9 protein-coding genes are annotated in these 12,531 nt (G+C 36.2%); 3 read left to right on the forward strand and 6 right to left on the reverse strand.

What is annotated here, in order from left to right; all coding sequences use genetic code 11:
• Positions 1–1,172: 1,172 nt before the first annotated feature.
• Positions 1,173–2,066, reverse strand: coding sequence for an alpha/beta fold hydrolase (locus ACP6PL_RS28525; protein ID WP_426548723.1), 894 nt, complete (start codon positions 2,064–2,066; stop codon positions 1,173–1,175).
• Positions 2,067–2,196: 130 nt separating this feature from the next.
• A complete protein-coding gene (locus ACP6PL_RS28530; RefSeq protein ID WP_426548724.1) occupies positions 2,197–2,769 on the reverse strand; it encodes a hypothetical protein in 573 nt (190 codons plus the stop codon).
• A 628-nt stretch (positions 2,770–3,397) separates the two neighbouring features.
• On the opposite strand from ACP6PL_RS28530, the gene ACP6PL_RS28535 reads away from it, so the two are divergent.
• Positions 3,398–4,591, forward strand: coding sequence for a ferrochelatase (locus ACP6PL_RS28535; RefSeq protein ID WP_426548725.1), 1,194 nt, complete (start codon positions 3,398–3,400; stop codon positions 4,589–4,591).
• Between the two features lie 1,122 nt (positions 4,592–5,713).
• Positions 5,714–6,625 (forward strand): CDF family zinc efflux transporter Cdf31, encoded by a 912-nt coding sequence (gene cdf31, locus ACP6PL_RS28540; protein WP_426548726.1) that lies wholly within the window; start codon positions 5,714–5,716, stop codon positions 6,623–6,625.
• Between the two features lie 426 nt (positions 6,626–7,051).
• Here the strand turns inward: cdf31 and ACP6PL_RS28545 are convergent, their stop codons facing one another.
• Positions 7,052–7,225, reverse strand: coding sequence for a hypothetical protein (locus ACP6PL_RS28545; RefSeq protein ID WP_426548727.1), 174 nt, complete (start codon positions 7,223–7,225; stop codon positions 7,052–7,054).
• A gap of 103 nt (positions 7,226–7,328) precedes the next feature.
• On the opposite strand from ACP6PL_RS28545, the gene ACP6PL_RS28550 reads away from it, so the two are divergent.
• Positions 7,329–8,099 (forward strand): PEP-CTERM sorting domain-containing protein, encoded by a 771-nt coding sequence (locus ACP6PL_RS28550; protein ID WP_426548728.1) that lies wholly within the window; start codon positions 7,329–7,331, stop codon positions 8,097–8,099.
• Positions 8,100–8,311: 212 nt separating this feature from the next.
• Here ACP6PL_RS28550 and guaA read toward each other — a convergent pair whose 3' ends face one another.
• The 3 genes from guaA to ACP6PL_RS28565 form a co-directional block, all read right to left on the reverse strand.
• Positions 8,312–9,859 (reverse strand): glutamine-hydrolyzing GMP synthase, encoded by a 1,548-nt coding sequence (gene guaA, locus ACP6PL_RS28555; RefSeq protein WP_426548819.1) that lies wholly within the window; start codon positions 9,857–9,859, stop codon positions 8,312–8,314.
• Between the two features lie 470 nt (positions 9,860–10,329).
• Positions 10,330–11,478 (reverse strand): cobalt-precorrin-5B (C(1))-methyltransferase CbiD, encoded by a 1,149-nt coding sequence (gene cbiD / locus ACP6PL_RS28560; protein ID WP_426548729.1) that lies wholly within the window; start codon positions 11,476–11,478, stop codon positions 10,330–10,332.
• Positions 11,479–11,611: 133 nt separating this feature from the next.
• Complete coding sequence (locus tag ACP6PL_RS28565; RefSeq protein WP_426548730.1) at positions 11,612–12,241, reverse strand: hypothetical protein; 630 nt, start codon at positions 12,239–12,241, stop codon at positions 11,612–11,614.
• Positions 12,242–12,531 lie beyond the last annotated feature (290 nt).

Genomic DNA, 12,531 nt, shown 5'->3' on the forward strand with positions numbered 1-12,531 from the left:
GGAGTCATAATTTTTAAGCTTAAAGGATCAAATTAACTATTATTAAAACTTTCACGACTAATAGGCAGATTGCTGTAATATTTGGATTTTATATGGAACCCATTTGGTATCTATTTAAAAGTAGAGGGGGAGATGGGGAGATGGGGTGTATTATACCATTTCTCAAAAGCTTTTCTACATTTTATTGAGCGGGGGAGTAGGGGAGTAGGGGAGTGGGGGAGAAGTAAACATAAGAATAATTAACATTAACTTAGCTTAAATTAGCAAAAAAAATATTATGTTTGTGTTAATTACTTAATAACTGAAGTAGTTCCCAAGTATAGCATTACTTTTGGGAATTGGTATTAGATATCTCTCAAAATCCAATCATCAAATCAACTATTACCCATAAATTATCAATTTCTTATGCCTCCAACCTATTTTCTGGAGATACCAAATGCGTTCTATAAGGAGTAGGGATTCAATAATTAATAATTAACAATTAATAATTAATAATTACCTATCCTTAAAAGAAGAGGATTGAGCAAAATATTTTTTTCTTCTGTTATATCATGTCCGGATAATTAGTGATAAAAAAACTTTCTGATTTTTATACTTTCTTTCTGCTCTCTTCCCTCCTGACTCCTGACTCCTGACTTCTGACTCCTCCCTCATTTATTTATAACTATTCAACCGGACATGATATTAGTCAATTGGATATGGCGTTTAGCGCTCCGAACAAGGCACGTTAACCCGCGACATCAAAAAGGCAGTGGCTCTGCCTTCTTCGGGAAACCGGCTCTTGCAGAGCCACTGCCCTAACGCCATCCCATCCTTCGGAATGATCCGCAAACGACGGCTGTATTGGTTGATTGGATATGGCGAGGGGACATCGCCATCCCTCAACCGCTTTTTAGGGAGAGGTAATTATCAATTATTCATTATCAATTATCAATTATTGAATCTTCCTGTCTCCTGTCTCCTGTCTCCTGACTCCTACCCTAACCCATAAGACTTTTTCAGCAAACCCTATTTAACATCTGATTTTAGATTGCTATATTATTCAATCATCAAACTAATTAGCTCTAAAACTACACCTTTGAAAAGGAAATATTTTTGGTAAGGTTACTGAAAATAACCCTTACAAAAATAACTTCTTCCTTCTTCCTTCTTCCTTCTTCCTTATTCTCTATCTACACCACAAAATTTAGCACACTTTGTAGATATTTTTCCCGATCTTCTAACATGGGAAAATGAGCCGTATTTTCCATAATAGTAAATTCTATATTTTGATTCAGATTTGCTGCTTGCCGACCCATCTCTGCCGGAATAATTTTGTCATATTCACCAGCTATTAATAAAGTAGGTACAGTTAATTTTTGAAATTGTTCTGGTAGCCATTCTGTTGCTTCTTTACTTACAGAAGTTAAAACTGTGCCATAAGCAGCATCAAAATCTGCTAATAAGAAATCTTCTAAAAAAACATTACATATATGATCGGGCAGAGATTTATATAAAAATCTTGCCATAAAAATACGACCCATAAAAGGAATTTTCATCAGCCATTTAGGTCGAAACATCACTACATAACGACTAAATTTATGAAAAGCAGAAAAGCTTTTTTCATCATATTCAAAAATACCACTACAAGTTAGAATTGCTTTTTCTAATCTCTCTGGATACATATTCAAAAAGAGAGCAGCAATAGAGGCTCCAGTTGAATGAGAATTAATATAAACTTTATCTAAATTCAAAACATCTAACAAAACTTTTAAATCTTCTGCATAAGTTACTAATTCATAATTATCAGTAAGATTTTTTGAAGTTTGAGAAATACTTTTTTCTCCTTTGGTTTGAGATTTAGGTAAAGAGGTACGACCAAATCCTCTTAAGTCGTAAATTAAACAATCAAATTCCTCAGAAAGTTCTTGAGCTGTGTTTTCCCAATATCTACCAGAACCTCCCCATCCATGCAAAAATACCATTACTGGTTTTGATTTTCCTATAGAGTTTGATGTTTTTATCCACTCATAATAATGTTCAACACCATTAACATTTATATAAGATGTTTTTTGTGCTGTTTCCACTCTAACTAGCTCCTGATTTTTGATGAAATTTTTTAATCTAGTGTAAGCATTCAGCGGTCAGCTATTAGCTATTAGCTCTATTACTTTAGAGCAAGCCTGCCTTTCTTTTGTTTAAATATACTTCACCATTTTAAAAGTTACTTAATTCTCCATAGTTTTCTAATATTTTTATGATAAATTCTTTTGCTGTTACAGGTGTTGCTGTTTTTACTTCAACACTGTTTTGATGTAGCCACCAACCTGTAGTAATGTCCGGCGATCGCCATATTTCTAAATGTTCTACAGATGGATAAGCATAAAAACTCTCATCCCCACTCCCGAAAATTCCCCAACTCCAATGGGTAAAATAGTCGTGACTAACTTTATATATAGGAAAATTCCCAACTACAGGCATTCCCCATCCATCAATAGCTATAAAAGCTTTCACTTGTCCACCCCGCAGTTGCCAAGTCCAAGCGGCTCCTATTGCTCCTACCACTCCTGCACTAAAGGCAATAAATATTAATGGTACATCTGTGGTTATAGATTTTGAGTACCATAAAAATTTTGATATGTCCATGGCAGAGTAGGGAGCATAGTCTTGAGTTGGGCAAACTAAGAGGTTACTGGAATCAGAGAAACTCCACCAATTAATAAATAATCTCTCCAAGAATTGATTAGTTAGCTTTGGATCATGTATTCCTGGGCAAATTACTACAGTCATTTCAGTTATCAGTTATCAGTTATCAGTTATCAGTCACCAGAAATATTTGGTATAGGTGCTGCATGACATTTCATTAACGCACTCCAGTAGACCGAATCAGAGATGACTTGTGACTTTTGAATTTTGACTTTTGAATTTTCAAACCTTTATATAATCTCAATTATTCTAGTACCCATCCCCCCGATAGGGAATGCTAAACTAACACCAGAGTGGAATTACTCACTACTACTTTTGCACAGAAACCAATAATTCTATACCAATTCACTTTAAGGATGTCATAAATAGTTTCAAGCTTTAAATTTCAAATAATTGCCTGAAACTGTTGTATTGTCGAAGTTTTTAGTTGATCAAATCTAAATTCTGACTTGTAGAGGCGAATGGCCATTCGCCTCTACTTCCTCTCCTGGCTCCCCTCTTGGGAGGGGTGGGGGTGGGTTGACTTCTGACTTCCGTTAGGGACAGATTTAACAAAAATGTTTGATTGTTTTCCCATCAAATTTCGATAAAATCTGTTCTTAAAAAAAAGTATTTTTATACTTGCTTTTTGAACAAGTATAAGCCGATAAATTATTTCTGTTGCACCTTCTTTAATCGAGTTAATTAATAAACATAACTAGAGGAGAAAAACGTGGTTACAACTCCAGAAAAAATTCAAAATTCAACAAATTCTGCATCTCCCAGTCAAGACAGAGTAGCAGTATTATTAATGGGATATGGCGAAGTAGAAAGTTATGAAGATTTTGCAAATTATAACGAACAAGCATTAAATTTACTAACTGCTAAATTTGCTCCTGTTCCTACCTGGATATATCCTCCTTTAGCAAAATTATTAGCTATTTTTGATTTGCATGAATGGAGTCATCAACATGGTAACTTCATCTCTCCTCATAATGCTATTTTTGAAAGTCAAAGAGCGGGAATTGAAAAAAATCTCCAAGTGAAATGGGGCGATCGCGTCAAAGTATTTAAAGCTTTTAACTTTTGCGCTCCTCACTTACCAGAACAAGTATTAACACAAATTAAATCTGAAGGATTTGATAAATTATTGATTTATCCTTTGCTAGTTGTTGACTCTATTTTCACCAGTGGAATTGCCGTCGAACAAGTTAATAAAGCATTGGTAAAATTAGCAGATAAAACCGAACATTGGGTTAAAGGTCAACGTTATATTCCTTCTTTTTATAACGAACCTGATTATATTGACTTAATGGCAAAAATGGTAGAAGAACAAGTTGCTAATGATTTAGCAGTTGCTCATTTACCATCTCAAATTGGCATTGTTTTAACTAATCATGGTTGCCCTCACAAAGCCAAAGGTTTTACTTCTGGAATTGATGAAAGTCAAACACTTTATGAGTTAGTGCGGGAACGTTTAATTAATCGTTTTCCTTTAATTTCTGTAGGTTGGTTAAACCACGATACTCCACTCATTGAATGGACTCAACCAGATGCTAAAACTGCAGCAAAAAATCTCATAGAATTAGGTGCAACATCTATTGTATTTATGCCTATTGGTTTTGCTACAGAAAACCACGAAACATTATTAGATGTGGAACATATTATTGAAGGTTTGCGTCGTCAAAATCCAGAAGTAACTTATCGTCAAATGCCTTGTGTAAATGACCGCCCAGAATTTTTGCAGATGGCTGCGGAGTGGGCTAACCTTTATATTGAGGAATTATTGAGCGAAAATGCTTTAGCTGTTAATCCTTCTTTGGCAGTAGCACAAGCAAAGTCAACTCATAGTCATAGTCATGATGGGGAGCATGGACATTCTCACAACCATCATCATCACGATCACCACCACCATCATCATCATTAGAAAGGAGTCAGGAGTCAGAATTTATTTTCTACAACTGGTGGAAGTCTTAGTGTAATATCATGTCCGGATAATTAGTGATAAAAAAGTTTTTGTTTGTAGTAGGGCTTTAGCCCGATAAATACCTATCTTAGGGCTAAAGCCCTACTACGAGCTTTAATTATCACTGTTCAACCGGACATGATATAAGTTGGGTTTTCGTGCGCAATATGCTTGCTTTTTTGCTAGCCCAAAGCGTGATATCATGTCCGGTAGCATCGGTATTATAAGGTAAGGGTAAGGAAGAAGGAAGAAGGTTAAGGTTTTAGTTATCTATGAGAGAAGGTTTTAGTTATCTAGGAGAGAAGGCTTAAAAGCCTGAAAAAACTTAAATTTCTTGTAAATATTCACACTTGGGTTTACACAAACGATACCAGTGGACATGATATGACCTGGGAAAAAAGTGGTAGTGCCACTCAACATATATCTATTCTATTATGGATATCTAGTCTACTCAACTGAAAAGCGCTGTAATCACAACATTAATCGGAATTATTTTTGTCGCCTTGCTCAATGGTTTAATTACAGAAAGATTATTAAGTACAAAATTTAAGTTTATATCATGTCCGGATAATCAGTGATAAAAAAGTTTTTGTTTGTAGTAGGGCTTCAGCCCGATATATACTTAGGGCTGAAGCCCTACTACGAACTTTATAGCAATTTTCATTAATATAGAGTACAGAGATTTAGGTTTAAAGGAAGAAGGAAGAAGGAAGAAGTTTTGTAGTCTACCTTTGTGAAAACCGCTATAATTATAACTATTCAACCGGACATGATATTACGAGAATAAATCCTATCCCTACCCAACACCATATTGTAATTGTTGGTTTAGGAAGAGTTGGTCAACAAGTTGCTACTTTATTACAAAGATTTAAACAGAAGTTAGTTGCAATTAGTAGTACAGTAGTCGTAACGTACCATTTTAGCTCCTAAAAACTACTCAATGGTGCGTTACGGCGCAATATCATACTTAAGAGTTCAACGGTATTTTTTTGTAAGCGCCTTTTCATGTTGCGCAGCAAAACGCACCCTACTGCTAACTTTATAATACTCTAATTATCAATTATCCATTATCAATTGCTGATCATGTCTACCGATAACCGTAAACAAGTCCGCAAAGTCTTAATCATCACTTTACTACTCAATTTATTAGTGATGCTAATTAAAGCAACAATAGCATTTTCGACAGGTTCCCTGAGCTTACTTGCAGATGCTTTACATAGTGTTACTGATAGTGCTAATAATATTTTAGGATTAGTCACAAATCATCTTGCTTCCCCCGAACCTGACCGCGAATATCCCTACGGACACCAAAAATTTGATGCTATTGGTGCTTTAGGTATTGCTGCATTCTTGGGTATTGCTTGTTTTGAAATTTTGAGTGGGGCGATAGAAAGAATAATCGGAGGTACTCAAGAAGTTGATATTTCCCCACTTGCGCTATGGATATTATTAATTGTGCTAGGAATTAATATTTTTGTGGCATTTTATGAACGTCGCGTAGGACAAAAAATTGGTAGTAGCATTTTGATTGCTGACTCTCATCATACCATGAGTGATATTTGGGTGACAGTAATAGTAATTGCAGGATTAATTGGTGTTTGGCAAGGAAATAAATTTAATTTACCTATTTTCCTTTGGTTAGATGTAATTTTAGCTTTTCCAGTTGCTTTATTAGTATTTCATAGTGCTTGGGAAGTTTTGAAAGAAAATTTGCCTTGGTTGGTAGACTATATGGCAGTTGCACCAGAAGCTATTCATGCGATCGCTATGGAAGTTCCAGGAGTAGTTAACTGTCACGATATTGCTTCTCGTGGAGTTATTGGGCGTCAGGTATTTATTGAAATGCACCTCATTGTTAATAGTGATGATGTAAAAAATGCTCATCAAATTACTGAAGAGGTAGAAGCACGTCTACAAGAAAGGTTTTATCCTGCTAGAATAATGATTCATGTTGAACCTCCTACTTATAAATCAGAACATATTTCTTTTGATTAGGGAGTAGGGAGTAGGGAGTAGGGAATAGGGGAGTGGGAATAATAAGAATCAAATCGAGAAACCGGGTTTGTATCAAATGCCCCACCATACTAAAATCTACCTTCCATAAACCCGGTTTCTTATAACACTCCAAAGCCAGAAGTATTCCATATCATATAAAAAAATATTAGTCAATTAGTTAAACAAAATATAAAATGACAAAATTATTGATTGTTGAAAAAGTGAAGTTTTCCACATTCTTGGTTGTTGAAAAAGCAAAGTTTTCCACAATTAAAATATAGTTTTCCACAGATTTTTCCACAAAGATTAAGGTTAAGTTAAAAAGGTGTTATCAACAGATTTATCTATACAAATTTATTTTAAGTTTAAATCAGTAAAAAAAAGTGAGACAAGTCTGGTTAATAAGTGAAGATAACACAAATAATGTCATGTTCGATCACCGAGCAGAATATATAAAGCCCGACTTTTATCTATCGGATCTACGGGGGCGATCGCTACCCCATGACAAAGTGCAAAGCCAAAAATCAGGAAATTTACATAAAATACCACAAATACATCCGTAGTTTTATGAAGATTCAGTAAAGATTTAGGGAATTTCACTGGTTTTATGAAGAGTTGATGAAGTTGGCGAAACCCGCTTGACACTAGGGGGGGTGGATTTACATTAGGATTGTAACGTTTTATTAAATACAAAACTTAAAGAATGAAATTTAGAACTGCCGATCAACCAACTTTCAGCCTGAATAAATACCTTGCAGCAAGTTTCGGAATTATCTGTGGTAGTAGCTTTTGGGGATTGATGCAGAACCCAGCAGGTGCAGCGTCTTTCACAGATATTAACGATTTCAACTCATTCGTGAGTTCTCCAACAGTTATCTCATTTACAGAGACTTCTTCTGGTTCTTTTGGTCAAGGTCCAACATTTTCAGATGTTCAAGCTGGAACATTTGACCCCAATGACTCATTTCAACAAGTCTATGCAAACCTGGGTGTAGTCTTTGCAGAAGGAGCTTCTGAATTAGGTGTTCCTTTAGCTAATGACAATATACCTGGTACAGGGAGTGGTGGAACTGATGCTGTGCTTGTTGGAAATTTCCCCTCCTTTACGCCAGCATTGGGAGCTTTTTTTGTCGATCCACAAACAGCTAATGGCTTTGTTAGTCCATCTCAAGCTTTTGCAGTAGGCGGTGAAGTTATTACCAATGGTGATGTAACGTTTAGTGTTTTTGATGTTGATGGAAACTTGATTGAATCAGTAACTCGAAATGGTAATGGTTTCCTTGGAATTACTTCATCAACCGCAATTGCTGCTGCTACATTTGAATATGATATTGCCGCTCAGAGTGCTTTGGATACTTTTATTTTCCAAAAGACTGACATCCAGAGTGCCGCCACCCCCGAACCAAGCCTAATGTTAGGTTTTATCACATTAGGTGGTGTAATGCTAGGCAGCAAAAGAAAAACTAAAAGCTAAAAAGTCATGGAAACGATTGAAGAGAGGGGAATTTCCCATTCTCTTTTCAGTTATCAGTTATCAGTGCGAATCGTTTATGAATTGAACTTGCCTGCGCCACGCTCCGTGCAGCCATATCGCCGACAGGTTTCATCAAAAACCGAGCAATTTTCGTTTGTAGTAGGGCTTTAGCCCGAAGATAGATATTTGATGGGCTAAAGCCCTACTACGAGCTACTCCCATTCAATAGTTCCAGGAGGCTTAGAAGTAATATCATACACCACCCGGTTAACACCCTTAACCTCATTCACAATACGGTTAGAAATACTTTCCAACAAATCGTAAGGCGCACGAGACCAATCTGCAGTCATCCCATCTTCACTAGAAACAAACCGCAAAACAATAGGGTAAGCATAAGTACGTTGGTCTCCCATTACCCCCACACTCCGAATAGGCAACAACACCGCAAACGCTTGCCAAAAATCGTGATACATTCCTTGCTTGTTGATTTCATCCCGCACCACAAAATCAGCATCCCGTAATATTTTCAACCGTTCGTCTGTAACTTCCCCTAAAATCCGAATTGCTAATCCTGGACCGGGAAAAGGATGTCGTCGGACAATTTCTTCTGGTAAACCAATGGAACGCGCTACCTTTCTGACTTCATCCTTAAAAAGTTTCCGCAGAGGTTCGACTAACTTAAATCTCAAATCTTTGGGCAAACCGCCAACATTATGATGACTCTTAATTTTTACTGCTACTCGCTCCCCAGTCTTGGGGTCAACATTAGTGTTAGCAGATTCGATCACGTCTGGATAAAGAGTACCTTGAGCAAGATAATCAAAAGGTCCTAAACGTTTTGATTCTTCTTCAAATACTTGGATAAATTCATGTCCGATTAATTTGCGTTTTTGTTCTGGATCAGTGACTCCTTTGAGTTTATCTAAGAAGCGCTCGCGGGCATTCACATATTCAACTGATATATGAAAAGATTCGTGAAATATTTTTACTAAGTTCTCCGGTTCATACTTCCGCATAAACCCTTGATCGATAAACATACAAGTTACTCGATCGCCTATCGCCTTATGGAGCAAAAACGCTAAAGTTGAAGAATCAACTCCTCCAGATAGAGCTAATAATACTCGTTTATCCCCTACTTTAGCTCTAATTTCTCGAATTGCTTCTTCCACAAAAGCTGCTGTCGTCCAAGTTGGTTCGCACTTGCAGATATGGTAGACAAAATTCCGAATCAAAGCTTGACCGCCAATAGAGTGAACTACCTCTGGGTGAAACTGAGTACCATAGAGCTTTTTCTCATGGTCAGCGATCGCTGCACAAGGAGTATTATCTGTATGAGCTAATACTTCAAAACCAGAAGGCATTTTGGTAACAGAATCTCCATGACTCATCCACATAGTTGTGCCTTCTTCTACATTCGTCAGCAAATCTGTAGGATCGTCTATTGATAGAGATGCTTTACCATATTCAGCTAACTGAGCGCGTTTGACTTCTCCGCCAAGTTGTTGTACCATTAATTGCATACCGTAGCATACACCCAAAATGGGTATTCCCAAATTCCAAATTTCCGGATCGCAATGAGGTGCCCCTTCATCGTAAACAGAATTAGGCCCTCCAGAAAGAATGATTCCCCTGGGATTTAGAGCTGCCAGTTTTTCAGCAGTTGTGCGGTAGGAAATAACCTCCGAATATACTTGAGTTTCCCGAATTCGGCGGGCAATTAGTTCTGAATATTGAGAACCAAAGTCCAGAATCACGATCATTTGACGGTTAAACTGAGTCAGAGAATCTGAACTTTTTTCTGTCTGTGTTGTTAGAGTCACGGTTAATATGCTATTATACTAGACTGGTGAGTTTAATTTTCCTGGATTTTGACTTGTTAGCTTCAGCTTATCGGCGTATAAGTAGTTTTATTGTGAGGAAAATTTGTTTCTCCACACTTTTGAGATAAAATTAAGTTTTTCTTTATTTACACAAAAGTTTGTATACTAGAATTACCGATAACCTGAGAACTAACAAGTTAATTGGAGTCAATTAATAATGGGGATCAGTTTATTAACTGAGTTTTTAGCAAAATTTGGGAATGGAATATGAAAAATGTTTTGATATTTTAACTAGAGAATAATCATCTATAATACACAGGTAACAATTCTAGTTAAGAACATAAAACAATTATTAATAATGTTTTCTATCCCCATAGGCTATTATTAATTCCTCATAAAATACCCTAACTCTAGCTCAGGGTATTGTTAATAGCATAACAAATTTGAGCAAAAACTGTATCAGCGACTTCAGTTTTATAGAAAATTTTCCGATCGCGGTCAAACAGCATCGAAGCTACTTGGACCTGCTTTTGACTATGATTAAAAATATAAGCTTGGCAACGTTGCTCAATTTTCGAGGCGATCGCCCCATACACCCTACTCACCCAGTCATTTTCGTCATTTATATCTAAGTTCCGCAAGAGTTTTAAAGCATCCTCAGCAGTATTACAAGCAAAAATTTCTTGTAGCACAGAAGTGGGCAGACCTATATTTGCACAGTGAGCTGTCAGAATTTCTAATCGTCCGTCAGCTAGATGGTGATGAGTATGAAAAATTCCCCCAGCCAATTTAATTAATTTGCCATGATAACCTAATAATAAAATAGATTCTACTCCGGCAATAGCAGCAGCCACCAACATTGGGCCTAACCAGTTAGCTGTTTTGAGGATTTGCTGTGACGGTATTCCCATTTTCCTTGCTATATCTAAACCATTTTCGCCGACACAAAACACCAAACTATTAAATTGCACTGCCTTCTGTTGTAGTTCTTCCTGGTAAGCTTCAAGTTGTCCAGGCAAGCTCAAAGGTTGAGAAACCCCGGTAGTTCCTAACAAAGAAAGACCTTCAACTATACCAAAAGCAGAATTAGAAGTCCGAGTTGCTAATTGACGACCTTCTGGTAAAATGATAGTGATTTTAACTTGTTCATTTTGGTTGAGCAAGGCTTGAAGATTTTCTTGCAGTAGTCGTCGCGCATAACTATAGATAGCTACTTCCCCAGAATGAATATTATGTCCAATTCCTGCTCCTCCCATAACTACAATTTGTTCTGAAGCATCAGTTGGGGAAACTGTGGCCAATTCTACCATAGCCCAAATAGGAGTATTCTGAGTTAGGTCGAGATTATTACCAGGATCGGAACGAGTAATAGCTAAGGCAGTATTACTTTTCAGTAAAGCCACCTGTTCGACAGGGATATCGACAATTTCTGCTGGTTCTAGTAAATTAATTGATACGGTAGACAAAGACGAGATATTTTGACGTATCCAACGGAGAGCAGCTACAGCAGCAGCACAAGCAAATACAGGTAGAGTATATCCAGGGCGAGGTTCAGTCATTTCAGTTATCAGTTATCAGTTATCAGGAAGTGATAGGTGAAAAATTACTATTAGACATTTCCAGAAATAAAAAATCAAATCAATTATCGAATTAGATATCAATTCTTTTTTCCTATTACCTATTACCTATTGCCTACTCCCTACTCCCTACTCCCTTCTGCAGATATCTATTAATTCCTAGAGATAAAATTCCTAAAATTTTCTCTAAGTTATTAACAACATATTCTGTTAGATCGATGTGAACTACCGTATTTTCTAATTGTAAGAATTTCCAAATATTTCCTGTAGTAACAACCCCATAAATAGTAGAAATTTGATTGCCTTGTTGTTGATTAAATATTTGTCCGGCAATCATTTCTGCCAGACATTGCCCTAATCCAGCATTTAAGTTTTCTTTTTTAGCTTCGACAATGGCAAAAACTGGAGATTTTATAAATAGTTGTTCTGGATCGAGACTAATTAGAAAGTCACAAGTACCGTTTAATCCTCTGGTATTATCAACATTAAATTCTGTTCCGGAAAAGAGGCTAATTTGATTATTCAGGATTTTTCTTAATTCTATTAAAATCGGGGCAATTATCATTTCTGAACGGGCTTTTTCTGTATTAATAGCTAAAGCTAATGGCAAGTTATTTTGTAATGTTTGTTTTAAAAATTCGCTTGATTTAACTTCGGAATTATTGGCAAAAAAATCGACTTGTTCATTGATTGTTAAGGAAAATTCTTGTTGAATTTTGGGTAATGTAAAATCGCTGTAAGGCATTTTATTTTTACTCTTTGGATTTTAAGCATTATTATAAAGTAAAAAAATTAATAATGGTAAGCATTTTATCAAATTTTACACAAATGCTACCAACAGACATGATATTATTTTAATATTTATTCCTTATTTCCTACAGCAGTTTTCAGGTTAATGAACCACATTAAAAAAATGATAACCTAGTAGAGAGGTTGTATCCAATCTCTCTACTATAGTCTACTAATTATGAAAACCGCTGTAAATACAAAAACCTTCTTACTTTTTCCTTCTTAACTTCCTCCTTCTTAATAATA

Origin of the sequence: Dapis purpurea BLCC-M126 (assembly GCF_050015975.1) — a bacterium.
Lineage (GTDB): Bacteria > Cyanobacteriota > Cyanobacteriia > Cyanobacteriales > Microcoleaceae > Trichodesmium.